Genomic DNA, 26,858 nt, shown 5'->3' with positions numbered 1-26,858 from the left:
AGGCATGAAAGTTTACTTTGACAACGCAGCAACCACACCATTGGATCCAGAGGTTTTTGAGACGATGAAACCCTTGATGCTTGATGTCTATGGAAACCCATCATCTACACATGCACATGGTAGAGAAGCACGGACGAAAGTTGAGTATGCCAGACGTACTGTTGCTGAGTTGCTGAATACTTCTCCTTCAGAGATTTTCTTTACCTCTGGAGGAACTGAGGCAGACAATACAGCCATTACATGCTGTGTGGAAGCGTACGACCTCAAACATATCATCACCACTGAAATTGAGCACAAGGCTGTTCTTGAAACCTCAAGAAAACTCGAAGCGGAAGGCAAACTTAAGGTCAGTTATGTGGAACTGGATGATCAGGGTCATGTCGATATGAACCACCTTAACGACCTGTTGAAAAACAATAGTCGTTCATTGGTCTCTATCATGCATGCCAACAATGAAATTGGAACCTTAAACGATATCGGAGCTATTGGAGAATTGGCTTCGGAATATGACGCTATCTTTCATTCTGATACGGTTCAAACGATGGGCCACTTTGCTCATGATACACAAGACCTGAAGTGTCACTTCTTAGTGGGGGCCGGTCATAAGTTCCATGGTCCAAAAGGAGTTGGCTTTTTGAGGGTCTGCAAGAGCAAGAGAATCGGTCGATTTGTGCATGGCGGAGGCCAAGAAAGAAATCATCGTGGAGGAACAGAAAATGTTCACGGCATTGTAGGCTTGGCGAAAGCGCTTGAGATAGCCTATCGTGAAATGGATGAGCATCAAAGGTATATCAGAGGATTAAAAGACAGAATGATCGCTGGTTTGAGAGAGAAAATCTCAGGCATCTCATTCAATGGAGACATTCGTGATGGACATAGCTTGTATACCGTTCTGAATGTTAGTTTTCCGCCTTCGGAAGACAATGACATGCTCCTTTTCAATCTTGACATCAATGGGATCTCAGCTTCAGGAGGTAGTGCCTGTAATAGTGGCGCTGCAATGGGGTCTCATGTTTTAAATGGAATTAAAGCTGACCCTGATCGTCAAGGAATTCGTTTTTCGTTTAGCAAATACAATAAACCAGAGGAAGTGGACTACGTGCTTGACAAACTTGTTGAGATATTGGAACCTGCTATGGTCTGACGCAACTTTTTGATCGGAATACAGTCTGTATAGCTATACCAAGCACTTATGAAATCTGGCAAATTCTATGTCTTCATCTTCCTTTTGGGGATTCTGTCATGCTCAAATGAAGACTTTCAAATCGATGAAGTCACAGGAGTCGTTGAAGATGTTTCTGGAATTTTCGGTTTGGAAGAATGTGGTTTTATGATTCGCATTGATGGTGAGTTATACAAGCCAACCTACCTCAACCAACAATATGAGCAAGATGGTCTTCAAGTTTTGTTAAATGTTGAATTCTTGGAATTAAGAGCCAGTTGTAGTACTCGGGCACTTGCGCCACGCGAGATTAGAATAGAGCAAATACGCCCCTCAAATTAATATTTGCTCATTTTTTTGCTGATATCCTCCCAAAGTACAATGTTGGTACTTAACTTGTCGTTTAACTAAACGACTCTTTGAGGAATACCAAAACCATGAGAATTAAGTACTTTCTCCTTTTAATTGCTTTAGTATTTTTCGGATGTACGTCCAACGATGATACTACCGTAACAGAACAAAGGGCAATTATTAAAGATGGAGCCAATGTCTCGGGGCATGAGTCATGTGGCTGGGTAATTCAGTTCAATAATGGCTTTAATTCAGTGGTGGTACCCGAAAGCATACCTACAGAGTTTCAGCAAGACAATCTTGAAGTGCTTGTTATTCTTACTAATAGTGCCGTTGCAGCAAGTTGTACTAGTGCTTCCAATCACCAAGTAAGTATTGTGTCGATAAGGCTCGCGAATTAGGCCGATTTAACCAAGTCTTCTAAACATTCAATCCAGGTAGTAGAAGTGTTCAGACTGGGAACCAAATCCCAAACTTCACCTCCAGCCTCTTCAAATTCTTCTTTGAATTCTTCCCCAACCTCTAGTGTAGTTTCAAGGCAATCCGAGATAAATGCAGGAGAGAAGGCCAATACTTTCTTTATGCCCTTTGCTGGCAATTCTTTCAAAAAGATATCAGTATAAGGCTTTACCCATGGGTCTTTTCCCAATCTTGATTGGAAGGTGGTAGTATAATCGCCTTCCTGAAGCCCAAGCCTTTCAGCAAGCTGTCGCGAAGTATAGAAGCACTGTGCGCGGTAGCAATATCGATTTCTCTCATGCAGCTGATTACAGCAAGCACCTAGCTGACACTGATTTCCCACTGAACCCTTCTTAATTTGTCTTTCGGGCAAGCCATGGTAGCTGAAAATCACATGATCATAATCCTCTTTTTCCATCAAGGCCTTACCGTTTTCTGCAAATGCCTGAAGAAACTTTGGGTGATCCATAAACTGGTTAATATGGGTAACTGACGGTATAATCTGCCATGTATTTATGATACTATTGACCTTTTCAGAGACTGATCCTGTGCTGGCAGATGCGTACTGCGGGAAAAGAGGAATTACTATAATTTCAGTAACATTATGACTCCTCAGCTCTTCTAGCGCACTTTCTATACTTGGGCTTTGATACCTCATACCTAAGGCTACCTGATACTCATCACCCAGGCTCTCTTGAAGCATGTCTCTTACATCAAAACCATTGAATTTCAATGGTGAGCCACGGTCTTCCCAGAGTTTTGCATATTCTTTTGCCGACTTGGGAGCTCTAAATGGGGCAATGATACCATTTACTAAAAGGAATCTGGGAATCAATGGGATATCGATAACTCGACCATCCATTAAGAATTCTCTTAGGTATTTTCTTACGTCTTTTGTGGCAGGGCTATCAGGTGTTCCTAAGTTCACCAGCAAAACGCCTTTCTTCTCTTTTCCCATCAGTAAATATATTCAAGCAAAACAGGCTGCAAAGATATTTGTTTTCTGTTATGCTCCATACTTCAGAAAATGTTGAAAGGCTGCTAAAAAAGAAAGCTCGGGATGCCCCGAGCTAACGATCTATGATTGCCCAATATTCTTTAAAGAAATTGTGATTGCCAGTAATTTCCTCGATTTGCTGGCTAGCCCATCACATTGGACAAATTTATTAGGTAGTTATATGCTAAACACTCAAGAATGGGTTGACCCTTAGTTGAACAGTGATTATGCGTATATGTGTGCTGGCAGACAAAGGAGGATACGGAGAACACTTAACTTGTAATAAGTCAAAGGGTCAATAGATGAAAATTAACTCAAACAACTCATGGTTGTCAGCAATCTCTGATAAGAAGAATATTATGCTGGCAGTCAAAATGTCTCTGGTGGTTGGCACATTACTGAATTGTATTAATCAGGCAGAATGCTTGATAAACCAGGATTTCGAGCAGCTTAATATCCCAAAGCTCTTATTTACCTATAGCGTTCCTTTTTTCGTTTCCATTTATTCAAGCACAATCGCTAAATTCAATCGGTAGCACGAACTTTTTTGGAAGCTCGTGACTTGTAGATGAAATCCTTTGAGTGATGAAAAGCTTCAAACTTGAATTCCCTAATGCCGATGGTCAGATGCTTTCGGCAAGACTAGAAATGCCGGTGGATAAAAAGCCCAAGGCATATGCTCTGTTTGCGCATTGTTTTACCTGCTCCAAAAACTTAATGGCCGTTACCAATATTAGTAGGGCCCTGACATCCAGAGGGATTGCCGTTTTACGTTTTGATTTTACTGGGCTTGGTGACAGCGAAGGCGAATTCGCAGACACAAATTTTTCGAGCAATGTTCAGGATTTGATCGTTGCTGCGGAATACCTTAAGTCCGAATATGAGGCCCCTAAGCTAATTGTAGGTCATTCCTTAGGAGGGGCAGCTGTGTTAATTGCAGCCCATAAACTTCCTTATATCACAGCGGTCGCCACAGTTGGAGCGCCAGCCGATCCACCGCATGTAAAGCACTTATTTGAAGGAGCGCTAGACGAAATTGAGACAGCCGGCAAGGCAAAAGTTTCCCTTGGCGGAAGACCTTTTACCATAAAGAAGCAGTTCATCGATGACCTGCAGGAGTACGAACAGTCTCAGGTAATTAAAGAATTGGATAGGCCACTACTCATTCTTCACTCCCCACAAGATGATACAGTAGATATTAAAAATGCTGAGAAAATATATCTGGCAGCGCATCACCCCAAGAGTTATATCTCTCTGGATGGAGCAGACCATTTGCTGACAAGAAAGGAAGACGCCTCCTATGTGGGTGAAGTAATCGCCTCTTGGGCTACCCGGTATTTGCCAAAGCCAGATGAAGATGGGCTAACTACTGATCACCAAGTAGTGGTAAGGAATGAAAAGGAAAGAGGTCTGCTCACGGAGATTTTAGCTAATGGCCACTATATGATTGCAGATGAGCCAAAAGACGTGGGAGGTACCGACTTGGCTGGAACGCCATATGACCTATTGGTTGCTTCTCTAGGTGCTTGTACTGCCATGACCATTCGGTTGTACGCGAACCACAAAGGACTTGATTTGGAAGAGGTTAAAGTTCACCTCACCAGAGAAAAACGACATGCGGCCGATGCTGAGTCTTTAGATGAAAAGAGCAAGATGGAATTCATCGATCGGGAGCTGGAGCTAACCGGTAACCTTACTGAAGAACAGCGAAATAGGATCGTTGAGATTGCCGATCGCTGTCCAGTTCATAAGACACTGACGCAAGGTTTAATTGTGAACACTAAACTGAAGCAAGCTGTTTCCTGAAAATAAAGGCAGGTGATTAGTCATTTTTGATTAATTTGTAAGCTTGCACAAAGCTAGAATTGAATCGATATCATTAATAAGGCAGCTGAATGACTGAAATACAACAGACAGTTTTACTTCTGGGTGGTTTTGCCATTATCGCTGTGGCAGCTAATCAGATTGCCGGCTTTTTCCAAAAGATCAAGCTTCCCTTTATCACGGGTTTGCTGGTAATTGGGCTGTTTTCAGGACCATTTATTTTCAAATTGCTTCCTAAGGAAGCAGGCTCAGGCCTTCAGTTTATCAATGATATTTCATTAGCCTTTATCGCTTTTGCCGCAGCGGCAGAGCTTTACTTAAAGGAGTTAAGAGGTCAGATGAAGAGCATTAAGTGGATGACCTTCGGCCAGCTGGCGGTGACGTTCATCGGCAGCTCCGTATTGATATTCTTTCTTGCCGGACAGATAGAGTTCATGCGAGATATGAACAACGCGTCCAAAGTAGCGGTGGCGATAATGATGGCAACCATTTTTGTGGCAAGATCACCTGCTTCGGCAATTGCCGTCATCAATGAGATGAGGGCTAAGGGCCCCTTTGTGCAGATGGCCATGGGGGTGACAGTAATCAAGGACTTCCTAGTAATCGTCTTGTTCGCGGTGTGCTTGTCTATCGCAACATCGCTTGTGAATGGAAATCCATTTGATTTACAGTTTTTGCTTATTCTTCTAGCGGAACTATCAGCTTCATTTGTATTGGGCTATTTGGTAGGTAGAATACTCATTCTGGCACTGAAACTAAGAGCCAATCCTTATTTTAAGATGGCTTTGATTCTGGCCATTGGCTATTCCGTTTACCTACTTTATTATTTTGTAAAACACTATACACTTGATCATTTTGGTCACGAGTTCCATATAGAACCCCTGCTTATCTGTATCATTGGTAGCTTCATTGTGACCAATTACTCACGTTTTAGGTACGAGTTCATCAAACTTCTGGAAGAAATAGGGCCGGTAATTTATATCTGCTTTTTCACACTTACTGGTGCTACAGTATCTATCGATATCCTTGTCAAGGTAATTGGAGTTGCCTTTATGTTGTTTGGCATTCGTCTGGTTACCATGATCATTGGTTCTTTGGTCGGAGGTTCTTTAGCGGGCGATTCGGCCTTGTTCCGAAAAATAGGCTGGATGCCTTTTGTGACACAGGCTGGAGTTGGTTTAGGATTGGCGACAATTGTAGCGAATACATTTCCTGTCTTTGGAGCAGAATTTCAAACCATCGTAGTTGCCGTAATCGTACTCAACCAATTTGTGGGTCCACCATTGTTCAAATGGTCTATCCAGATGGTTGGCGAAGCGCGCACTAAAGCCAATACTCCACACTTTGATGGTGTTCGTGATGCTATAATCATTGGTATTGAGTCACAGTCGGTGGCTCTGGCCAGGCAGTTAAAAGAACATAATTGGGAAGCTGAATTATTAACCAGAAGCCAGGAGATTGAAGCATCTGAATATCCCGATCTGGTAGTACATAAGGTAGGTGACTTTGATGTCCAAACGCTTATTGACAATGATATTGAAAAGGCCGAGGCCGTTGTTTTAATGCTAACGGACGAGGAGAACCTTGCCATAGCTGAAATACTTTACGAGAAGGTTGGGACCAAGGACATTGTGGTAAGGCTAAACCACCGCTACAACTTCGAGAAATTCCATAAACTGGACTGCCTGATAGTTGACCCAGCAACAGCCATGGTGAGTCTCATGGATCACTTGGTAAGGTCACCACAAGCGGCAACCCTTTTATTGGGTATGCAGGAAAATCAAGATACCATGGATGTGGAGGTGCAAAACCCGAACTTACGTGGTCTGGCATTGCGTGATCTAAGATTACCCTCTGACGTTATTGTGCTTTCTGTGAACAGAGGGGGGCAAAGCATCATCACCCACGGTTATACGCGATTGAGGTTAGGTGATACCCTCACAGTGGTTGGATCTAATTCTAGCTTGGAAGAAGTCTCTTTGCGTTTCGAGCGATAATTAAAGAGTCGAGTACCTCTTGTAAATTCTTGGGAGGGGTTTTGCCGATCAACTTTTATATTGGTACAAATCTCCAACCATGAAACTATTGATCCAGCGTACATTCCTTTCTTTTCTCTTTCTTTTTTCCTTGATAAGCCTTTCGGCTCAAGACCTCTACATCACTGGCGGTTCGTACTTCGATGTGGCCTCAGGTGAAATGATCAAAAACCAGGGGATCGTGATTCGAAGTGGCAAGTTTGTGAACATCAATCAGGCTTTAACCTCAACCGAGGGGTATGAGGTATTAACGCTAAATGATAATCAATATCTGCTGCCTGGCATTTTTGATTTACATGCTCACTACCGCGTGACATTTGATGGGGTCCGAAGGGATGAGGTTGAGGCGAATCCCGTAATTTTTCTGGCCAATGGGGTTACTTCTACCTTTCCGGGAGGCGAAATTCAACCAGAAGTAATGCTTGAGGCCCGGAGAAAAATCGATCGTGGAGAGAAGATCGGGGCGCGAATTCATAGTTCTGGGCCATACTTTGGAACAGCATTTCCAGCCTGGAATAGGGGAACAACCATTGAAGACATTTACAATACGGTCGACAAATGGGCAGAACTTGGCGTCTCAGGCTTTAAAGCCAAAGGCATTTCACCTGTACTGCTGAAAGCTCTGATCGAAAGAGCACATATGCATGGCTTACCTGTCACAGGGCATCTGGGTTCTGGGTTTAGAAACACCGTCAATCCGAGAGATGCCATTACTATGGGGATTGATAGAATTGAGCACTTCCTAGGAGGCGATGCCTTACCCAATACACAATCGGCATATGCTACACTACAAAATTTAGACGTGAATGATCCAGCGATTGATAAGCAAATCGATCATTTCATCACCAATGGTATTTTCTTTGATGCTACACTCACTGCTTATGGATACTATGGTCATCGCGAGGAATTCTACGACCATTGGCATGATGAGCGTAAATATTTGACCCCTTATGCCTTTGAAATCACCAAAGAGACACGCCAGGAATTGGGTATGTTCCAAAAGATCTTCGATGTAAAGAAGGTGACGATCAAAAAGTACTTTGATAAAGGAGGTAAGATAACCTTAGGCACCGATCATCCTTCCGTTGGGGAATATATTCCTGGATTTAGTGCACATCGCGAAATGGAAGCCCTGGTTTCAATCGGTATTCCGAATGCTGAGGTTTTAAAAATTGCCACAATTAATGGTGCTCAGGCTTTGAGAAAGAGCGATATCCTTGGAAGCATTGCCGTAAGCAAATTGGCAGATGCTTTTGTGGTCACAGGCAACCCTCTGGACGAGATTACCAATACAAGAAATGTGCTTACCGTGATTAAAGGAGGAAAAGTATATGATTCAAAGACCTTGTTGAAAAGTGTGGAAGGTAAGATGGGGCCTAAGGATGAAGAGGATTGGAAAAATTGAGTGTTTTATGCCTTCAAAAGAACGTCATCCTGCCCCGAAGTTTCGGGGTATTTCAGGATCTAAAAAACCTTGTAGAACTCTCTTTGAGAGATTCTGAAACAAGCCTGTCTGCCACAGGCAGGGTGTCCGAAGGACGGAGGAGGCTTTTGATAGGTCAATCACGCAAGACCCCCCATTTATTACTTCCTCCACCCCCTAACCCCCGCCAGCGGGGGACAATATGGCTGGTGATGAGCGAAGGTCTCAATTACCTCCGTCTCCAGCTTTCTCTTTCTTTTCCTCAATGCGCTTTTGAGCGGCTCTTTTACGAAGCATCATTCTCCCTTGTCTGAACTGCGCTCTACCCATAAATTGGCGTTGACCGCCTTGTCTTCCTTGACCTCTAACCCCGTCTTGCCCTCTCTGGCCCCTTACGCGTTGCAATCTGTTTTTACCTTGTTTCTGCAGTTTTTGGAATTCTTCCCATTGCTCGGGAGTCAAGATACTTTTCATACGTTCCATTTGTTCTTGGCGTTGAACGAAAGCATCTCGCTTCATTTCTTCTCGCAATGCCCGCATTTTCTCCATCTGCGCTTTTCTGCTTTCTTGGTTGGCTTTTAACTCCTTATCCAGCTCGGCTTTTTGCTTGTCGGACAGCTCTAGCTTTGCTGCGATTTGCTCAGTCCTCAAGAGTGTCTTATCTCCACTTTGGGCGATGGCCTGACTGGCCGAAAAAATAACTGTAAGTATCAGTGTGCTTCTAAATAATGACCTCATATCTCTCTGTTTTAAATTCACCTTTTGGATGTGAAACAATGAGAATGGTTTAATTCAAAAGACGAAAGAATTTTAGAATGAAGTGCCTAAGCTTTAGCTTAGCGTACCTGAAAAGGCACTGTAACCTTGGTGTGATCCCAAGCTAAAATCAGTGCAGGAGTACCGTTTTCTTCAGTAAAATCAATGGTAAAAAGCTCCACCACATCGGGCAATAGCTCTACTCTCGCACTTACATTGACAACGTTGCTTTCTGGGTAATACGTGGTTCCCCAATCGGGAATTCTATTGTTGAAAATGACTTGCCAAGAAGAGGCGTCTGGGATGGTTACTAAAGAGTATTCACCGGCTGGAAGAAGCTGATCTTCTCCAAATGTGATGTCTCTGGAAACCTCAATTGTCGTTGGTTCGTTCGCCCCGGTTCTCCACCATCTGCCATAAGGGACCAAATCACCAAAAATCTCCCGACCCTTTTTTGAAGGACGACTATAAGTAACGCTTATACTGACGTCACTACTGGTATACCTAGCGATCGATTCTGGGCTATACTGTTTTGTTTGATATAGCATGTATTGCTGTACCCCAATAATTGCGAGTAGAACAAAGACAATAGTGCCAAAAATGTATATGACGCGCTTAGACATATGTCGTAAATATACCCATTTAGACATTGGAAACGTCCATTTGTCAAGTCATGTTATTTGATCGGTGTATTTCCTTTTTTAATTCATGTCTTGTACTAGTTGAATCCCTTTTCTATATCTTTGCCGCATGGCACAGAACGAAGATAATTTGCTCAAAAAGATCGCGAGTCACGCGAAGGAATACGGCTTCATTTTTCCATCCAGTGAAATTTATGACGGACTGGGTGCAGCATATGATTACGGGCAAAATGGAGTAGAGCTTAAGAACAATATCAAGCAATATTGGTGGAAGGCAATGGTTCAGATGAACGAGAACATTGTTGGCATTGATGCTTCAATTTTCATGCACCCAACCACCTGGAAAGCTTCTGGCCATGTCGATGCATTTAACGATCCGTTGATTGATAACAAAGACTCCAAAAAGCGATATAGAGCGGATGTGCTGATCGAAGATCACATCGCCAAGATAGAAGCGAAGATCAACAAAGAAGTGACCAAGGCGGAGAAGCGATTTGGTGACAGCTTTGACAAAGATCAGTTCATGGCGACTAATCCGAATGTGCTGAGAAATCAGGCCAAAATTGATGGCATCAATGAACGGATGGGAAAAGGCCTTGAAAATGGGGACCTCGCTGATATCAAAGCCTTGATTGAAGAATTGGGGATCGCAGATCCTGTATCGGGTTCTAAAAACTGGACCGATGTGCGTCAGTTTAACCTGATGTTCTCTACGGAGATGGGTTCCGTGGCTGATGATTCTAACAAAATCTACCTGAGACCAGAGACTGCCCAGGGCATCTTTGTCAACTTCCTCAATGTGCAAAAGACCGGTAGAATGAAAATCCCTTTCGGTATCGCTCAGATTGGTAAGGCATTTAGAAATGAGATCATTGCTCGCCAATTCATCTTTAGAATGCGTGAGTTTGAGCAGATGGAGATGCAATTTTTTGTCAAACCGGGCGAAGAAATTGAATGGTACGAAAACTGGAAGGCCAAGCGAATTGCCTGGCATAAAGCACTCGGCTTAGGAGAAGAGAATTACCGTTTCCACGATCATGTGAACCTAGCGCACTATGCGAATGCTGCTGCTGATATTCAGTTCAATTTCCCTATGGGCTTCAAAGAACTAGAAGGCATTCACTCAAGAACTGACTTTGACCTAAAGGCCCACGAAGAGCATTCAGGTAAGAAATTGCAGTTCTTTGATACAGTTGAGAATAAGTCTTACGTGCCGTACGTGGTGGAAACTTCCATAGGTCTGGATCGTATGTTCCTGGCTATCTTGTCCAGTGCTTTCACTGAAGAAACTTTGGAAGATGGAAGTGAAAGAACAGTGTTGAAGTTACCAGCACCATTGGCACCTTATCATGTGGCTGTGTTGCCATTATTGAAAAAGGAAGAGTCAGGTTTACCTGCAAAGGCAAGAGAGATTCTCTCTGAACTGCAGTTTGATTTCAATTGCCAATATGACGAGAAAGATGCCATTGGTAAACGATATAGAAGACAGGATGCCATTGGTACACCTTACTGCGTAACGGTGGATCACCAGACTTTAGAAGATAATACCGTGACCATTCGGGATAGAGATGACCTTTCTCAAATCAGAGTATCTATAGATGAGGTAAAAGGCAAACTCAAGGAAAAGACTTCTATGGAGTCTCTTTTGAGGAAGCTAGATTAGACTCCTGTGAAATAAGTTTGAGTCAATTCTTGGTTGTCTGCTTGAATCTCCTGTAGCCTTTGAATAGCATCATCTATTTGAGTATCCTTTGAGACAAAGTGTATTCCCTTTTTCTCTTGATCAGCTTTCTCTTTTTCTAAATGATCAAAGATTAACTTGAATTTACCGAATTCTTGATTTGTCATAGCAATAGAGGTGAATGTGCGAATTTATAAAATTATTTTCTTTCTAGCTTGAGCTTCTATTTGTAATCTAAGAGGTGTAAGGTTATTTAATGTGCCACACCTGGTGCATTTGAACGTATTATTTTTAGGGTAAGCTATTGCCCCTTGTTCTAAAGGAACGTTCTTTTTGAGATTAGCTTGTATTTTGTACCGGGCCTGGCAGGTGGGACAGTTATAGTCAATCATAGCTTTATCTGGTTCACCTCCTTTTCCAGGCATATTTTGAAGAGGAGGAATATTTGTTCCCGAGAATCTAAATATTTGTGAGGAGTGCGTTTCAAATACTTTGTAAATATTCGTTGACTCAAATGTCATTCTAAGTAGAGTATAGTATCTATTTATAGCGTCCTCCAAATTGGAATCTTCAGTATAATCCTTTATTTCTAGCTTCATCGCTCTTAAATCCGCGATTTTTATTGACTTGCCATGTGTCAGCCATTCTGAATGCTTACACAAAATGTTGGCAATGTCCTCTGCTCGTTTTACCTTTTCTTCATCAGTTACTTTCTTGCCAGTCGATTTATGAGTTTCCCAATTCTTGAACTTGTACGTTGATAGCCATTTTGTGACTAACGATTTTGAGAATGACTGAGCATTTTCGCAGTGTTGAATTTCTCCCGGAGAAATATTCTGTAAAATCGGTATGTAGGCAGGGTTTAATTTACCTCTTTCAATGACTTCTGACTTTATTTTTTCTAACCCTTCGAGGAATGCTTCCGCAGAGAATCTTTTATTATTAGATGCTATTTGAGCATCTATGGGCCCCAATGCAGCAGTTTTGCCCATAAGTATCTCATCCGTACCCATGGCGAATATTGTTCCAGCGCTTTTTGCTATTCCTGGTATGATTACGGCTACTTTTTCGAACTTTACCCGAAGTAGGTCTATGAGGTCTTCAACCACTTCGGCAAAACCACCAGGCGTTTCAATTATTATATCTACACTTTTGCTTTTGCATTGAGCAATTTGGTCCTTGAATGGAAGTACATCAGATAAATCGATAGATATGGGAGCATTAGCAGCGGTAAGGTCTGCGGCATAGACTAGCACATCAGAATCTCTTAACTGGGCTATCCTCTTTAATTGTTTTTTTCTTTCGTCCGATAATTTTTGAAAGTTCAACCCTTTATCAAGGTACTCAGAGTAGATTCCCATTTGTGTGCGTTTCTTTAATTATACCGAAATTATTTTAACAACACAACTATTATGTTTTGAGAGGATTAATAATAATTAGAATAGTTCTATTTGCCCTTTAGTTGTTCGAGCAAATAAATCTGTTCTAAGTGGCGGTCGATGGGGGATATCTTTGAAATATTTGGCTTTGTTGAGCTCAAACATCCGGTGAATGGACTGTACCATTCGCCCATCACCTTTCATGCGCATGCCAAATCGACTATCATTGAGTTTCCCGTTGTGAGCCCCCTTGATTTGATTTAGAATCTTTTCCGCACGATCGGGGAAAGCCTGTGGCACCCAGTTTTCAAAAACCTGACCAATTTGCCCGTTTAGTCTTACCATGGTAAAACCGGCACTTCTGGCCCCGGCATTGGCTGCCGCTTTCATAATGGCTGGAATTTCATGATCATTGAGTCCTGGAATCACGGGGCCAATCATAATGCTGACCGGAATGCCTCGATTGGACAGCTTTTCTATCGTTTTGAGCTTTTGTTTGGCGGTAGCAGTCCTTGGTTCCAGCTTTCGCCTGACTTTTTCGTCTAAGGAGGTAAGCGAAAAATGCAATCCGATGAGATTCAGATCTGCTAGTGGACCGAGAATATCTATATCGCGCGAGACAATCACATTCTTGGTAATCATCCCCACTGGATGCTTATACTGAAGGAAGATCTCAAGCAGCTTTCTGGTGATTTTCAATTTTCTTTCGATCGGTTGGTAGCAGTCGGTATTTCCAGAAAGGACAATTGTCTTTGGGTTCCATCTAGGATTTTGAAACTGCTTCTCAAGGAGTTCGGGAGCGTTTTCCTTGTAAAGGATGACTCTTTCAAAGTCGAGGCCTGCATTGTAGCCCCAGTATTCATGAGAGTTTCGGGCATAGCAGTAAATGCAGCCATGTTCACAACCCTGATAGGGGTTGAGGGAATATTCCATACCTACATCGGGACTGGTTACTTTATTGACAATGGTTTTAGGAAAGATTTTGATGTATTTGGTCTTTGGCGCATCTTCATCATACTCATCGATACCCTCAATATGTTCCTGTACATATTCATGAAGCAAGAATTTGTTTTTGACCTGTATCTGTGCTCCCCTTCCTTTGTACATAAACTATAAAAATTAGCAAACTAAAAATAATAGTTAAAAACTAATAATTATAGTATAAATCAATGAATGTTTTGGTGAAGTTTAGATCCTTCGTTGCAACTAAGAATCTATGTTCGTCATTCTGTCCCGAAACTTCGGGGTGTTTCAGAATCTACAGTAATAGACCCTGAAACGAGTTCAGGGTGACGCTGTGGATTGATTGGAAACGGATGAAACTAGCCGTCAGACTGCTAGAAGCGGTCGGACGGTTAATTCAGATAGTCAAAAAAGCCGCACCGAAAACACCAGCACTGTCACCAAGCTTTGGCCTAACAATTTTTGTTTCTAAGCGAGGGTTAAATACATGCTTTTCAGCTTCTGCTACTCCTCGTGTATAGAGCTCCTCTATGTTGCCCACTCCACCGCCTAAGATAATGACATCGGGATCTAGAGTATTGATGATAGTCGATATACCTAAGCCAAAGAAGTGCATCAGTCTGTCCATAGTTTTCACTGCATTAGGATCTTCACCTGTACGGGCCGCTGGAATGATTTCCTTGAGTCTTTTTCGGGTGCCCGTGATCTCCTCGTAGTAATTCTCAAGCCCAGTTCCAGAGATAATTTTTTCCGTGCAGCCTGATTTTCCGCAGTAGCAAGGCCCGCCAGAGGCATCAAGGAAGTTATGGCCCCACTCTCCACCAATACCATGCTTACCATTGATGACTTGTCCATTTACCACTACACCCCCTCCACAGCCAGTACCCATGATCACGCCAAAAACTACCTTTGCATCCGGATCTACTTCAGGAACAATACCCATTTGCGCCTCTGCAAGGGCAAAGCAATTAGCATCATTGGCCATAACGGTCGGAATTCCTATCAAAGCCTCAAGATCTTTTTTGAAGGGCTTCTTATTGATGGACTGAGAGTTGCTGTTTTTCAAGAGGCCAGTAGGAGGGTCAATCGCTCCCGGGGTGCCCATTCCGATGATATTAGGCCTTTCGCCAATTTTTTCCGACAATTGATCAATCAACATCTTAATGCGATTGAGTACATGCTCATAACCACCGTCACTTTCCGTATCGATTCTTTCTCTGACCAATACCTGGGGGTCGTCTTTCGACTTCAAAACGATGCCTTCGATTTTTGTACCACCTAAATCAATTCCCCAAAGCTTTTCTGACATGCCTAAATATAATTGTAATCAATCATTAACTCTAAAGACCTTTGCTTCCCAAGGTCTCATTAACAGGTCTTCTGTAGCATCAGTGTAGTTGTAGGCCAATAGTTCGAGGCCTGTGATAATCGGATCGAAGTCGACTTCCTGATCCGAGAAGTTCAACACTACTAAGAACTCGTTGACTTCGTCCCACCTTCGGTAGGCATAAATCTGTGGATGCTCATTTTGGATCGACTCATAATCTCCGTACACCAAAGTCGGATTGTCCTTACGGAACTGAATCATCTTACGGTAGAAATTCAAGATGGATTCCGTATTGCGTTCCTGATCTTCGACATTTATGTCTGTATGGTTGGGGTTCACTTTTATCCAAGGCTGACCTTCTGTGAAACCCGCATTTTTCCCATCCGACCATTGCATTGGTGTGCGTGCGTTGTCCCTTCCAATCTCGTATACCTTGCCTAAGTGATCCTTAGGGTCTTTGCCATCTGCTTCGAGGGCCTTAAAGAAGTTCAGCGTTTCCACATCCTTGTAATCATTAGGGTCTTCAAAGGCAATATTGGTCATGCCAATTTCATCTCCTTGATAGATATATGGAGTTCCTCTTAAGGTCATTAATAGGGTAGAGAGCAGCTTGGAGGCCTTTTCTCTGTAAGGCCCATCTGTTGCAAAGCGCGAGACCATTCTTGGAAAATCATGGTTTCCCAAGAAGATACTTCCCCAGCCTTTTCCTTTGAGTTTTTCATCCCAGCGTGTGAATACATCTTTGAATTCTTGAAAGTCAATGGGCAATGGATCGAAGCGTCCGCCATCTCCCATGTTCATGAACATATGGTCGAAATGAAAAACCATGTTCAGCTCATTTCGGTCTTCACCGACATAGTCGAGTCCATGCTCTAAGGTGATGCCTGGGCCTTCACCTACCGTCATGATATCGTACTGGCTTAAGACTTCTTTATTCAATTCTTGGAGAAATTCATGAACCCTGGGACCATTGGCGAACTGATTCGTTACAACTTCATCGAACCGTTCCCCGATCAGTTTGGCATATTCAGGTCGCTTAGAAATTAGTGAAATCACATCCATTCTAAAACCATCGACTCCCTTTTCGAACCAGTATCTCACAATCTCCTGGACCTCTTTTCGGACTTTTGGGTTTTCCCAGTTCAGGTCCGGTTGCTTGACGGTAAACATGTGGAGATAGTATTCTTCGGTCTGTTCGTCATATTCCCAGGTTGAGCCACCAAAGAAGCCTTGCCAGTCATTCGGTGGACCTCCATTTACTCCGGGTTTCCAGATATAGTAGTCGCGATATGGGTTGTCTTTTGATTTTCTTGACGCTTCGAACCACTTGTGCTCATCTGATGAATGATTGACCACCAGATCCATCACTAGTTTCATTCCTCTTGCATGAATTCCTTCGAGTAGTCGGTCAAAGTCATCCATAGTACCGAATTCATCCATGATATTGCGGTAATCCGCAATGTCATAGCCATTATCGTCATTGGGGGATTTATACACGGGACATAGCCATATCACATCAATACCCAATGACTGAATGTAGTCAAGCTTTTCGATGACACCAGGGATGTCTCCGAGACCGTCATTATCAGAGTCTTTGAAGCTTCTAGGGTATATTTGATATACTACGCTTTCTTTCCACCAGGTTTTTGTCATGATGTCTATTTATTCGTTAACCAATAGAATTGATATGGCTTAAGCGAAAGCCTTCCATCTTTAATTTTAACTGTTTTGCCAGAGATTCTATCTACCATTTTAAAGGGATTGACCTGTGTTTGTGGAAATACCAAATGAGGGTAAACCTCTTGATCGGTATCCTTGAAATTGGCAATTACCAAGGTATTCTGGTTTTCAAGGCTACGCTGAAACGCAAATACATGCTCATTTGACACTTCCACAAGCTGTGTGTTATTCTCGTCAGAGAACTCTTGTACCGATCGCCTTACACTAATCATTCTTTTCAAAGCGTTGAAGACTTTTTCCTCCGGAGTATTCTTTTTTGTTCTCTTTTCGGCCCTTTTCCAATCCATCATTGGCCTGTGCATCCAGCGATTGTCATCGCTTTTCGCTTCGTCTTTTAAGAAGCCATAATCATTCAGTGTTGCAATTTCATCTCCCGAATAGATGACAGGAATTCCCCCGTAAGAGAGGATAATGCTATGGAGCAAGTTGATTCTATCAATGGCTCTTCGAATGCCTAATGTATTGCCTTCATTTATCGCTTCTTCCAAACCCGATAGTGAGGCCATTGAACCCGAAATACGCGCATCACCTGTCTTTGGGTTATACATAAAGGGCATGCCCTTGGCGAAAGACCCGTGAAAGTCCCCGGTTAGAAACTTTGTAAGGAATTTTCTATGAGGTCCTGGATCAAAGCCTGATTCTTGAATATGCCGATCCTCGAAACCCATGCCAATATCGTCATGACAACGGGCATAGTTGATCCACGTGGTACCATTGGGTTTCCGAGGAATATCTCTTAGACTGGCTTTCATAACACGCGTACTTCGTGTCGCCAACGAATTCCATAACAATGCCATTAAAGTGGCATTATAAGCCATGTCATGCTCATTACTCCATACTTCAGAGTCACCGAAGTACTTGACAATTTCAGTAGGAGCAACGATAGCCTCAGCCAGAAATGCCACACCAGGAGCAGTTACTTGTGTACACAACTTAAATAACTGATGTATGATATGAGCTTGTGGTAAATTCTGACATGCGGTACCAATTTGCTTCCACACAAAGGCCACAGCATCCATTCGGAACACATCCACTCCCATATTAGCCAGATGGAAGATGTTGTCGATCATTTCCACCAATACATAGGGGTTGGTATAGTTCAGGTCCCACTGATAGTGGTTGAAAACTGTCATTACCCAGCGCTGCATCTCTTCATCAAAGGTGAAGTTGCCAGGTGAGCTTTCAGGGAAAACCTCTGGCATCGACCGCTCAAACATATACGGGGTAGAGCGATCCTCATACGTGTGGTAAAAATCTTGATGGGCCTTATCACCTGCTTTCGCTTTTTTAGCCCATTCGTGCTCATCGCTGGTGTGGTTCACCACAAAATCGAGCATAACCAATGTATCTCTCGAACGGAGTGCCTTGGTCACTTTTTTAAAGTCTTGGTTAGTACCAAAGCGTTGATCAATTTTTCTATAATCGCTCACGGCATAGCCCCCATCGTTTTTGACTTTAGGACTTTCGAGCAGAGGCATCAGGTGCAAGAAATTGACACCAAGTTCTTCGAAATAGTCTAGTCGATCCACAAGGCCATTTAAATCCTTATTAAAACGATCGACATAGAGCATCATTCCGGTGATTTCCTGACTTCTAAACCAGGCAGGGTTTTCTTCTCTCTTTTGATCAGATTTCTTCAAATATTCCGGCCGTTTCAGATAAGCCTCCAACATGACCTGGCTGAGTTTCTCAAAAGCAGGCATGGCATTTTCGTGCTGGCCATATAGTTTTTGAAATCGACTGTAGATATCACTGAACAGACTTATATATCTTCTTTCGAATTCATCAATACCCTTGCTGCCTGCCTTTACCTTAATTGAGGGCAGAAGCTTTTTCAATAATAAGTGGGCCGATGGGTTATACATTGAAGATGGCGTTCGATACGATCTAAAAGTGGCGGCTAAAGTATTTTATTCTTGACTGAGAACCAATGACAAAAAGCGTAAAAAAAGCCCCGATTCAGGGATTTCCTGAATGGGGCTTTTTTTCAAAGAAGTCCTAGGCAAACCATAGGACAATAATCGCTGTCAATATCAGAAGCAATAGAGACAGTGTTCTGTAGTTTTTATACCAAGGCAGACCAACCAACTCTTTGGTCTCGTCTTGGTAGATTCTCTTGCTCCAGATCATTCCCTCTAGTTTTTCTTCGGTCGGTGCCGGAGACATTGAGCTAACAGCAAGGTTAATTACACAAGCTATGACAAACAATACAGGAACAATGTATAAGAAGTGAACACCTGTTTGCTCTGTGCTAATGCCTCCGTATGTTGAGAAGCAATAGGCAATCCACCCAAGTACTAGTAAATAAGAGAGCACTAAACTCCAGAAGCCACCATTGGCATTGGACCTTCTGCTGAAGAGTCCAACCACAAATGCTGCTACAATTGGAGGCGAAATAAAGCCGAGAATCTGTTGTAAATAAGTCCACAGTGAGCGGAAAGTTTCAATCATTGGCGCCCAGGCCGCAGCAAGAATAACGAGTACAACTGTGGCAATCTGACCAGCTCTTACCAGTCCTTTGGAACTAATCCCAGGCTTCAGTTTTTGCACAAAGTCCATTGTGATCAATGTTGAGGCAGAGTTCAGAGTTGCTGAAATACTAGATGACATGGCTGCCAATAAGCCAGCGATTACTAATCCGAGAATACCTGTTGGTAGCAATGAATAAATCAGTACCGGATATGTCATATTAGGACAATCTGCTAGTGCACCACAAGTCTCAAAACCACCTTCGACTGGAATTTGATAATTCAAGAAGCTGATATCTGTATCTGAGAAAAGTAGTATGGCTAATACACCTGGAATTACCATGATGAATAGTACCGGTAATTTTAATAAACCTGCGAAGATGGCACCCCATCTACCATGGTTAAGATCTTTTGCTGAAAGCACTCTTTGTACCATAAACTGATTATTGGCCCAGAAGTAAAAGCCTAGTAGTGGTACACCGAGAAGTAAGCCAGGCCATGGCATTGACTTATCCGATGCTGGCCGTATAAGACTCAGCACTTCCCCCGAATCTTTTTCTATTGCTCCACTTGCATGTAGGTTATTCAAGCCATCGATCATGGCTCTCCATCCACCCACTTCGCTAAAGGCAAAGTAGGTAACCAATATAGAACCGAATATGAGTAACACAGCTTGAATAACTTCTGTATGCACCACCGATGAAAGCCCGCCTGGAATGGTATAGGCTGCTGCTGCAAAGGCCAGCAAAGCAATGATGATCCAGGATGGTGTTCCTGGGAAAATGATTTTAAGAATTAGATTACCCGCATAAAGGCCGGATGCGGTATCAATAATTACATTACCTACGATGGTAATTCCAGAAAAGAGGTAACGTGTTCTGGTATCATATCGCCTCTCCAGAAACTCAGGCATAGTATACACCTTGGATTTCAAGTAGAAGGGTAGAAAGAATATGGCAAAGATAACGAGCACAACTGCCGCCATCCACTCGTAGTTATAGACAGCCACGTCTGTGTTGAAAGCATCAGAGGTAAGTCCTATCAGTGTATTACTACCAATATTTGCCGCAAATAGGGAGATACCTACAATAGGCCAAGCCATATTTCGGCCTGCGAGAAAGTAGTCTTCGGAGCTCTCTTGTTTTCCCTTTCGGATTCCGTACCAAACGATTCCCACGAGGTACACGATAATGATCGTGTAATCACTCCATTCTAATCCAATATTGTCCATTAGTTGTTTTTAAGGTTGCCAAAATACACCTGTGGTTGCCTTGAGTGTATTTCAGTAAAAGCGCGTTTCAGTATTGAAGCGAGTTGTCAGTGAATTACCACCTGTCGCAACATATAATTATAAGGACTTCGGGGGGAAAATCATAGTTTTTGGAGGGTTAAAGCGAACATCCGAAAACAAAAAAAGCCAGCAATTAAAGCTGGCTTTCAATGACTTTTGAAATGTCTACTGATTATTCTGTGCTAGACTTTCGTTTTTCATTTCGAGTTTGTCAACCACAAAGTTGCCGAGCGCTCTTCCTTGGGTAACCCCATTGGCAATGGCAGGCATGTAGTGAATTCCGCCATACATTCTACTGATCGCAGCTTCTTCAGAGGCATCTATAAAGGAAGTAAACGATCTTACGGGAAGGCCATACTTAACTTCGGTATCGTCATCGAAGGCAAAATTGTCACCGAAGATTGAAGTTAAGGCCACTGCAGCAGCGTTTGAAATTACAGAGTGTCCACTCGTATATTCCGGAAATGGAGGCGTCTGTAACAGCGGTAACCATTCCTCATCAATATGCTTATTGATAAGTGTTTCAGGGCGAATAAGGTTACTCCTAAATTTCTCATCCCAGCAGCTGATGAAACCATCTGCCAGGGCGATTGAAGTCAAGGCATAGGCTTCAGCCGTCTTCATAGGTGCTGTTTCTTCTTTCTGACAAGCAATCTTTACAATACCAATCCAATGTCCACCAGGGGTGATTTTCTTGGTCGCTGCCATTACATGACCAGTCACATTCATTACATAAGGGTTGCAATCCCAGAAGGAGGCAATTTCTTTTTGCTCTTCTGTTAAATTGTTTCCAACCGTGTAAACCTCCATCACTTCTTTGTAGAAAGGGCTGCCTTCCTTCATGTCAAAAGGCGTTGGTCTGACAGGGACAAACTGGTCAGCAGAGTCTATGACAAAAGGCCTGATTTTCGTCCAGTGTGGCTCGATCGCCTCCATATAACCTGGAGGTGTTGGTTGCCATCTGGTAGGGTCGTCAGTTACCGTGAACTTAGGGAAGGTCCGGGTTTGCTTGTAATTGTCGCCATCGGCCCAAGCCAAAATATGAGCTGCAACCTGATCTCCATACGCCACTGAGGCATCGAAGTATGAGCTTTTAACCCCTCTTTTTAAGTCTTTATAAAGCTCGGCCTTATAGGTATCCATTTTGTCTTCAGAAAAAATTAGAGCGGTACCTACTTTGATGAAGGCTTCGAGTGCCGCTAGTTCATGACTGACATTTCCCTCGGGTTGAGGGATTGCAGTCATTTGAGCTAGTTGGCCTGCAAAGGCTTTATACTCGCTATTGTTTTGCGCCAGTATTTCATACATGGCTATGCTTGGGTAAGCATAGATTCTGCTGGCCACAGGTGGAGAGAAAATATCATGGACGATCACCTCAGAGAGCTTCTCCATCGTGTCATGATAGACGTCCGATGAAATGGAAATCTCCTCTTTTCCTGAATCACAGGCAGAGAATATCGATAGGCTTAATACTAGAATAAAAAAGTTCTTCTTCATCTCTTCCAACATTTCTGATTTACACTTCAAATTTTGCGGTTCTTCCGCTTATCTGCAAGCTAATGGGCTAGTATTAAGCCGAATAGGGTCTTATTTTTTGTAAAACCCTTTTATCTCCAAGCTTTTCCAGCCTTTAGGAAGGTTCTGTTTCCCTTTTACAATGCCAGCGTCAGTAATATCTAAACCACCAAAGCCGCCAAGTACAGTCTGCAACATTCCTCCTGCGCCTGTCGCAAAATATGGATTAGTGCCCCCTCTGGTTTCGGACAATACCCCAAAAGGAGGTACTCCATTAGGTCGAAAACTATTAGTCCAGACATCAAAAGCTTTGTTCGCATCACCGAGGCGAGCGTAGATAGTAGCTAAAACGCAAAAGCCCATAGCAGGACCATTTGGAGACATTTTGGTCTCATAAAATTTGAGGTCTTTTTCTATTTGTTTTTTGTCCGAATAGAATTGAAGTGGGTATGAAAGCAGGTTTACATCTGCCTGTTTGATCATGACATCTACATAAGTGGCATTTTCCCTAGTGGTACCATCATCAAATTTGAGAACAGGAATGTTGGCCGCAACATTAGCCCAATCAGGGTCGGCCGTTTCTCCTAAGATTTGAGCGGCCTCTGTTGCATAGCCCAGGGTTAATTTTGCAATAGCATTGGTAAAAGCATTGTTGTCAATGTTCTCTTCCCACTCGTTCGCTCCAATGACATTCTTGATATCATACTGGCCTGGACCATTTCTTTCAACTCTACTCGCCCAAAATGTGGCTACCTCTTTTAGCACTGGCCAGCCGCGATCTCTTAGCCACTCTTTGTCTCCGGTAACCTGATAATATTTCCAGAAAGCCCAACCAACGCAACCAGTAATGTGATGTTCAAAAGGACCTGTTAAGGCCCAAACAGGTGTATCTTCAGAGCCATCATCAGCAGATTCCCAGGGAAATTGAGCCCCTTTGTATCCATGCGCAAAGGCATTTTGCTTAGCCGCTTCCAGTCTTTGAAAGCGATATTCTAACAAGGATTTAGCAATGTCTGGTTGGAGCATCAACAGCGGTGGATACATCCATAGTTCTGTGTCCCAGAAGACATGACCATTATAGCCTAGACCAGAAAGCCCCATGGGCGAAAGTGAATAGGCCGTGCCAGCTCTTGCGAAAGAATACAAGTGGTACAATGCCGATCTAACGTCTTTTTGAGACTGTAAATCACCTTCAATGACAATATCACTTTCCCAAAGTTCATCCCAAGCGGCCACGTGTCTTTCGATTAAGCGATCCATACCTTCCAATCGAGCATAGATAGTAAGCCTTTCCGCTTCATTATGTGGGTCTGCAAAGTGCTCACTAGCCAATGTAGATCCTACCAGCGCAAATGTGTAAGTCTCTCCAGCCTTTAGCTCTTTATCAAACTTGGCCCAGTGTCGGTTGAAATCCCAGTCTTCATGGATCACTTTTGGTTCATGACCATGCTCTTCTGGAAAAATAAATGTAGAGGAGGCTGCTACTGTGCTAGATCCTGATGGACTCTTCCCAACTGAGGTCATCAAAGGGAAGGAAACGTGAGGGCGATCGATTTGGGCATAGAATTGGTTTACCTCGGTTAAGTGATCGGGCGCCTCCATTACGCTAATGGGGGTAATTAGAATGTCCTTTTTTGCCGTGATTTTCATGATTACCATAGCCGTGAAAGGCAATTGGCGTAAAGACATCATCTGATGTTCAACTGAAGCGAGGTCTTCAATATCAAAAGTAGTGGTGAGAATGGCCTTCTTCATGTCCAGGACTTGCTGATAGTTGCTCACCATATCGCCACCAACCCGTCTTCGATTGATGTCCAAATCGAAATTGACGTGATTGAATGTTTTCAGGATGTTAGAAACACGCCCTCTTTGGTAGTTGTCATATACTCCATTTAGCACCACATCTTGCACGCGCATAGGTTGAGGAGAGGAAACAATCCCAACCATCCCATTACCGACAGTGATGCCAAAGTAGTTATTAGGATCGATGTCTTTGGCTGGAATATGCCATGGTGACTGATCATAGTTTTGAGCGAATGCCGCTACAGTAAAGAGCAGCAGAAAACCTGAGATAAATTTTTTCATGATTCAATTAATTAGCGCGTTTCAAGAATATTTCTGCGAACAGAATGTATGAATAATGATACGAATTTTGACAGTGAGATTCTAATAAGAGAGTACTAGAATCGGCCTTAATTATATTAGAGGCTAATCTTCAGGGCTAAGGTATAAGTGCGTGTAGTGAAATGCTGAGCGCGCTCATCAATCCCAGCAGCAAATCCTTGGAAAAGGGAGCGCGCAGCCCTTGGGTGTATATACCTTATTTCTGGGTCAATCCCCGTGTAATTCGTAATTGTGAAAAGGTTTTGACCGATGAGCTCAATGGTCAATGAATGATCTCCGCCTATTACGACCGTCTTAGCAATGGCAAGATTATTTAGCCTTAGGAAAGAGGCCTTTTCTATATAGTTATCAGAAAAGGTTGATTCTGTAGCACCGACATACTGATCAGTAACAACAGAATTGAAACCTGCAGAAAAAGGGTTTAAAGATTCGTAAAACCAGCGAGATACATTTAATAATGAGTGACCAAAACTACCTCTTAGTAAAAAGCTGAGGCGCCAGCTGTTAAATGAAAAGGAGTTATAGAATCCAACATCAGTGGTAGGTAGCGCATTTCCGACTTTTTCCCATGCATCAAAGCTCTGATCAGTAACTTGAACATTACCATTATCATCTACAGAAAGGAGACGTGGGGCATATAGGTCTGCAATGGGACTTCCAACATAGCTTCTGGTTGATATATTGGAAGGTCCTCCTTGAGAAAAGGAGAAGGAGCCTACGACTGCGTCAAAACTTGCTCGGTCCAAAGTATTGGGTTGGTAATGGGTAGTATTTAATTGGCTCATCCATTTCACCTCACCTATTTCTTTGTCATAGTTCAAGGTGAATTCGATACCGGAAGTCGAAATATCGATTGCATTGCTGTAGACAAAGTTTGCTGTGTGGAAGGTCCCTGGATCGTATGCGTTGGGTGAGCCGATTGGCACGAATTCTCGATAAATAATGTCTTCGGATTTTCGATCGAAGTAGTTAAACGACCCTGACAGGCCCCATGCACCTATAGAGAAATCAATTCCAAGGTTTAACTCCTTGGTTTCTTCCCATTGTAACATTGGATTTCTGGAATTTGCCTGTACACCAGCAACGAAAATGTCATCTGTGGTATTGGCATCACCATCAAGGTCTCTGGGCGCATTTGGTACAATTATGTTCTCGGCAAGTAGGGGGCTTGGAGGCAGGTTGCCACTGGTGCCATAACTGGCATGCAGGCTTAGCTTACTAAGCTTCCCCGCATCTAGAATGTCTATCAGGTCATATTGAACTCCTAATCCATAGAAAAGGCCTGTTTTATTATTAATAAAGCCACTATAAGAGTCTGCACGAAGGTTTAAATAGGCGCCAAAGCTTTCGCTAAACTGGGCATTAACTCTGCCATAATAGGAGTTGAGACGGTCATCGGTTCTAGAACTGCTAACCTCAGCAAATGGACCAGAGGCAAGGGCTCCGAAGCCAAGGTTGTTGAATGTTTGAACGTCAAAGAGAAATTGGGTGACTTGCGCAAATAACGATTCGTTTTCACGATTTTGGAATCCGGTCCCCACCAAAAACTTAAAATCAATTCCTTTAATCCTTTTCTGATAGTCGATCGAAAAATCAGCAATCTCTGTAAAAGAATCTGTTGTAGAACGGTTTCCTATGCCATTGAAAAAAACTCCTATTTCATAATCATCCTTACTCCAATATTGCCCACCAAATCCATTGGCATTGTCTTGAGTATAGGACGCACGAATATTCAGGTTATCCAAAACTTTGTAAGAACCCGAGAAATTGAGTAACACCCTTTTGACTTCCAAGATGTCTTGTTGTTGTTTCATTAAGGCAACTGGATTCAACGATTCGAACAACCCCTGCTGGAAAAACCCACCCGTTGTATTGTTGCCGGGGTCTAGCACTGGTGCCGTGGGGTTATAGATTGTCATTTCTCTAAAAATCACAGGATCCACCGTACCCCGTTCTGAATTAGTAAAAAAGACTTGACCAGAAACCTTGAGTTTATCATCAAGCAGTAGATGATCAATTCCAAATCTGGCGTTCAGGCGCTTTTGGAACGAAGGGCTGACTATTCCTTCGATGTCACGATAGTTGGCAGACAAGGTGAATGCAGTCTTGTCGAGCTGTTGACTAACGAGAAAACCTGCGGCTTCCGATAGTCCCGTTTGGGTCGACTCTTCCACCCAGTCTGTGTTGGCCCCATAATCTGTTCCACCTAGACCGAGAAATGCTGATCTATCTAAAACATCATAGGTTTTACCAATACGATCTATGCTCACAGCCGTGTGAGCTGTCGCAATTGGACTATTGTCACGTGCTCGTTTGGATGTCATAAGAATGACGCCATTAGCACCGCGCATTCCATATAAGGCTGTGGCTGCACTTTCTTTTAAAACAGTAAAGCTCTGAATATCATTAGGGTCAATATTATCAAGTGAAACTCCTACCATATTGTCAAGCACAATTAATGGTCTGTTTTGAGAGGTCATGGTGTTTAATCCTCTGATTCTTATCTGATAGTCCCCGTTTATGTCTCCTCCTGGCCGAGTAATAGAGACTCCGGCTACTCTACCCTGAAAGAGTTGGACCGGATCGTATAGGTTTCCTTTGTTCAGGTCCGTGATTTGCTGACTAGAATCCGATTCAATATGCTGACCAGAGGCAATATGGACAGCGGAGAAGCAAACAATGATGGATAGGAGTAGCCGAGATAGTTTATACATAGATAGC

Annotated in this window: 21 protein-coding genes; 8 read left to right on the top strand and 13 right to left on the bottom strand. The window is 42.9% G+C overall.

Annotated elements, in window-relative coordinates; translation table 11 throughout:
• Positions 1-4: 4 nt before the first annotated feature.
• From BFP97_RS14350 to BFP97_RS14340, 3 genes are all read left to right on the top strand, one after another.
• Positions 5-1,144: a cysteine desulfurase family protein gene (locus BFP97_RS14350; RefSeq protein WP_069843084.1), complete on the top strand. Its 1,140-nt coding sequence runs from the start codon at positions 5-7 to the stop codon at positions 1,142-1,144.
• Positions 1,145-1,192: 48 nt separating this feature from the next.
• Positions 1,193-1,504, top strand: a complete 312-nt coding sequence (locus BFP97_RS14345; RefSeq protein ID WP_069843083.1) for a hypothetical protein — start codon at positions 1,193-1,195, stop codon at positions 1,502-1,504.
• A gap of 95 nt (positions 1,505-1,599) precedes the next feature.
• Positions 1,600-1,914, top strand: a complete 315-nt coding sequence (locus BFP97_RS14340; protein WP_069843082.1) for a hypothetical protein — start codon at positions 1,600-1,602, stop codon at positions 1,912-1,914.
• On the opposite strand, the gene hemH is transcribed toward BFP97_RS14340, so the two are convergent.
• Positions 1,911-2,930 (bottom strand): ferrochelatase, encoded by a 1,020-nt coding sequence (hemH, locus tag BFP97_RS14335; protein WP_069843081.1) that lies wholly within the window; start codon positions 2,928-2,930, stop codon positions 1,911-1,913. The genes BFP97_RS14340 and hemH overlap by 4 nt on opposite strands.
• 341 nt (positions 2,931-3,271) lie before the next feature.
• Between hemH and nrtS the strand changes: the two genes are divergently transcribed.
• The 4 genes from nrtS to BFP97_RS14315 all read left to right on the top strand — a co-directional run bounded on the left by nrtS (position 3,272) and on the right by BFP97_RS14315 (position 8,234).
• The gene (gene nrtS, locus BFP97_RS14330) at positions 3,272-3,505 is read left to right on the top strand and encodes a nitrate/nitrite transporter NrtS (RefSeq protein WP_069843080.1); all 234 of its coding nucleotides are present in this window, start codon (positions 3,272-3,274) and stop codon (positions 3,503-3,505) included.
• A 49-nt stretch (positions 3,506-3,554) separates the two neighbouring features.
• A complete protein-coding gene (locus BFP97_RS14325; protein WP_069843079.1) occupies positions 3,555-4,775 on the top strand; it encodes a bifunctional alpha/beta hydrolase/OsmC family protein in 1,221 nt (406 codons plus the stop codon).
• Between the two features lie 89 nt (positions 4,776-4,864).
• Positions 4,865-6,790: a cation:proton antiporter gene (locus BFP97_RS14320; protein ID WP_069843078.1), complete on the top strand. Its 1,926-nt coding sequence runs from the start codon at positions 4,865-4,867 to the stop codon at positions 6,788-6,790.
• Positions 6,791-6,869: 79 nt separating this feature from the next.
• Complete coding sequence (locus BFP97_RS14315; protein ID WP_069843077.1) at positions 6,870-8,234, top strand: amidohydrolase family protein; 1,365 nt, start codon at positions 6,870-6,872, stop codon at positions 8,232-8,234.
• A 243-nt stretch (positions 8,235-8,477) separates the two neighbouring features.
• On the opposite strand, the gene BFP97_RS14310 is transcribed toward BFP97_RS14315, so the two are convergent.
• Positions 8,478-8,990 (bottom strand): hypothetical protein, encoded by a 513-nt coding sequence (locus tag BFP97_RS14310; RefSeq protein ID WP_139135313.1) that lies wholly within the window; start codon positions 8,988-8,990, stop codon positions 8,478-8,480.
• 98 nt (positions 8,991-9,088) lie between these two features.
• Positions 9,089-9,631 (bottom strand): DUF2911 domain-containing protein, encoded by a 543-nt coding sequence (locus BFP97_RS14305; protein WP_069843075.1) that lies wholly within the window; start codon positions 9,629-9,631, stop codon positions 9,089-9,091.
• 127 nt (positions 9,632-9,758) lie between these two features.
• Here BFP97_RS14305 and BFP97_RS14300 point away from each other — a divergent pair, with 127 nt between their 5' ends.
• Positions 9,759-11,312: a glycine--tRNA ligase gene (locus BFP97_RS14300; RefSeq protein ID WP_069843074.1), complete on the top strand. Its 1,554-nt coding sequence runs from the start codon at positions 9,759-9,761 to the stop codon at positions 11,310-11,312.
• Here BFP97_RS14300 and BFP97_RS14295 read toward each other — a convergent pair.
• The 10 genes from BFP97_RS14295 to BFP97_RS14250 form a co-directional block, all read right to left on the bottom strand.
• Positions 11,309-11,497, bottom strand: a complete 189-nt coding sequence (locus BFP97_RS14295) for a hypothetical protein (protein WP_069843073.1) — start codon at positions 11,495-11,497, stop codon at positions 11,309-11,311. The two genes, BFP97_RS14300 and BFP97_RS14295, sit on opposite strands and share 4 nt — an antisense overlap.
• Positions 11,498-11,521: 24 nt before the next feature.
• A complete protein-coding gene (locus BFP97_RS14290; protein ID WP_069843072.1) occupies positions 11,522-12,691 on the bottom strand; it encodes an SDH family Clp fold serine proteinase in 1,170 nt (389 codons plus the stop codon).
• Positions 12,692-12,766: 75 nt separating this feature from the next.
• Positions 12,767-13,816: a PA0069 family radical SAM protein gene (locus BFP97_RS14285; protein ID WP_069843071.1), complete on the bottom strand. Its 1,050-nt coding sequence runs from the start codon at positions 13,814-13,816 to the stop codon at positions 12,767-12,769.
• 253 nt (positions 13,817-14,069) lie between these two features.
• Positions 14,070-14,981 (bottom strand): ROK family protein, encoded by a 912-nt coding sequence (locus BFP97_RS14280; protein ID WP_069843070.1) that lies wholly within the window; start codon positions 14,979-14,981, stop codon positions 14,070-14,072.
• Positions 14,982-14,999: 18 nt separating this feature from the next.
• Positions 15,000-16,652, bottom strand: coding sequence for a glycoside hydrolase family 13 protein (locus BFP97_RS14275; protein ID WP_069843069.1), 1,653 nt, complete (start codon positions 16,650-16,652; stop codon positions 15,000-15,002).
• Between the two features lie 5 nt (positions 16,653-16,657).
• Entirely contained in the window at positions 16,658-18,604 is a 1,947-nt protein-coding gene (locus BFP97_RS14270; protein ID WP_069843068.1) for an alpha-amylase family glycosyl hydrolase, read from the bottom strand.
• 133 nt (positions 18,605-18,737) lie between these two features.
• A complete protein-coding gene (locus BFP97_RS14265) occupies positions 18,738-20,438 on the bottom strand; it encodes a sodium:solute symporter (RefSeq protein ID WP_069843067.1) in 1,701 nt (566 codons plus the stop codon).
• A 225-nt stretch (positions 20,439-20,663) separates the two neighbouring features.
• Positions 20,664-21,995 (bottom strand): vanadium-dependent haloperoxidase, encoded by a 1,332-nt coding sequence (locus BFP97_RS14260; RefSeq protein WP_069844326.1) that lies wholly within the window; start codon positions 21,993-21,995, stop codon positions 20,664-20,666.
• Positions 21,996-22,085: 90 nt separating this feature from the next.
• The gene (locus BFP97_RS14255; RefSeq protein WP_069843066.1) at positions 22,086-24,098 is read right to left on the bottom strand and encodes a glycoside hydrolase family 65 protein; all 2,013 of its coding nucleotides are present in this window, start codon (positions 24,096-24,098) and stop codon (positions 22,086-22,088) included.
• A 116-nt stretch (positions 24,099-24,214) separates the two neighbouring features.
• Positions 24,215-26,851, bottom strand: coding sequence for a TonB-dependent receptor plug domain-containing protein (locus BFP97_RS14250; protein ID WP_069843065.1), 2,637 nt, complete (start codon positions 26,849-26,851; stop codon positions 24,215-24,217).
• Positions 26,852-26,858 lie beyond the last annotated feature (7 nt).

The sequence above is a fragment of the Roseivirga sp. 4D4 genome (assembly GCF_001747095.1).
Classification (GTDB): Bacteria; Bacteroidota; Bacteroidia; order Cytophagales; family Cyclobacteriaceae; genus Roseivirga.
This window is presented reverse-complemented; position numbering and strand designations above follow the sequence as displayed.

Bases quoted from the DNA above. Each gene is read 5' to 3' on its own strand.
- BFP97_RS14260 (WP_069844326.1), bottom strand. From the start codon at position 21,995: ATGAAGAAGAACTTTTTTATTCTAGTATTAAGCCTATCGATATTCTCT.
- BFP97_RS14270 (WP_069843068.1), bottom strand. From the start codon at position 18,604: ATGTATAACCCATCGGCCCACTTATTATTGAAAAAGCTTCTGCCCTCA.
- BFP97_RS14315 (WP_069843077.1), top strand. From the start codon at position 6,870: ATGAAACTATTGATCCAGCGTACATTCCTTTCTTTTCTCTTTCTTTTT.
- BFP97_RS14265 (WP_069843067.1), bottom strand. From the start codon at position 20,438: ATGGACAATATTGGATTAGAATGGAGTGATTACACGATCATTATCGTG.
- BFP97_RS14305 (WP_069843075.1), bottom strand. From the start codon at position 9,631: ATGTCTAAGCGCGTCATATACATTTTTGGCACTATTGTCTTTGTTCTA.
- nrtS (WP_069843080.1), top strand. From the start codon at position 3,272: ATGAAAATTAACTCAAACAACTCATGGTTGTCAGCAATCTCTGATAAG.
- BFP97_RS14255 (WP_069843066.1), bottom strand. From the start codon at position 24,098: ATGAAAAAATTTATCTCAGGTTTTCTGCTGCTCTTTACTGTAGCGGCA.
- BFP97_RS14300 (WP_069843074.1), top strand. From the start codon at position 9,759: ATGGCACAGAACGAAGATAATTTGCTCAAAAAGATCGCGAGTCACGCG.
- BFP97_RS14350 (WP_069843084.1), top strand. From the start codon at position 5: ATGAAAGTTTACTTTGACAACGCAGCAACCACACCATTGGATCCAGAG.
- hemH (WP_069843081.1), bottom strand. From the start codon at position 2,930: ATGGGAAAAGAGAAGAAAGGCGTTTTGCTGGTGAACTTAGGAACACCT.
- BFP97_RS14340 (WP_069843082.1), top strand. From the start codon at position 1,600: ATGAGAATTAAGTACTTTCTCCTTTTAATTGCTTTAGTATTTTTCGGA.
- BFP97_RS14345 (WP_069843083.1), top strand. From the start codon at position 1,193: ATGAAATCTGGCAAATTCTATGTCTTCATCTTCCTTTTGGGGATTCTG.
- BFP97_RS14280 (WP_069843070.1), bottom strand. From the start codon at position 14,981: ATGTCAGAAAAGCTTTGGGGAATTGATTTAGGTGGTACAAAAATCGAA.
- BFP97_RS14320 (WP_069843078.1), top strand. From the start codon at position 4,865: ATGACTGAAATACAACAGACAGTTTTACTTCTGGGTGGTTTTGCCATT.
- BFP97_RS14290 (WP_069843072.1), bottom strand. From the start codon at position 12,691: ATGGGAATCTACTCTGAGTACCTTGATAAAGGGTTGAACTTTCAAAAA.
- BFP97_RS14310 (WP_139135313.1), bottom strand. From the start codon at position 8,990: ATGAGGTCATTATTTAGAAGCACACTGATACTTACAGTTATTTTTTCG.
- BFP97_RS14250 (WP_069843065.1), bottom strand. From the start codon at position 26,851: ATGTATAAACTATCTCGGCTACTCCTATCCATCATTGTTTGCTTCTCC.
- BFP97_RS14325 (WP_069843079.1), top strand. From the start codon at position 3,555: ATGAAAAGCTTCAAACTTGAATTCCCTAATGCCGATGGTCAGATGCTT.
- BFP97_RS14295 (WP_069843073.1), bottom strand. From the start codon at position 11,497: ATGACAAATCAAGAATTCGGTAAATTCAAGTTAATCTTTGATCATTTA.
- BFP97_RS14285 (WP_069843071.1), bottom strand. From the start codon at position 13,816: ATGTACAAAGGAAGGGGAGCACAGATACAGGTCAAAAACAAATTCTTG.
- BFP97_RS14275 (WP_069843069.1), bottom strand. From the start codon at position 16,652: ATGACAAAAACCTGGTGGAAAGAAAGCGTAGTATATCAAATATACCCT.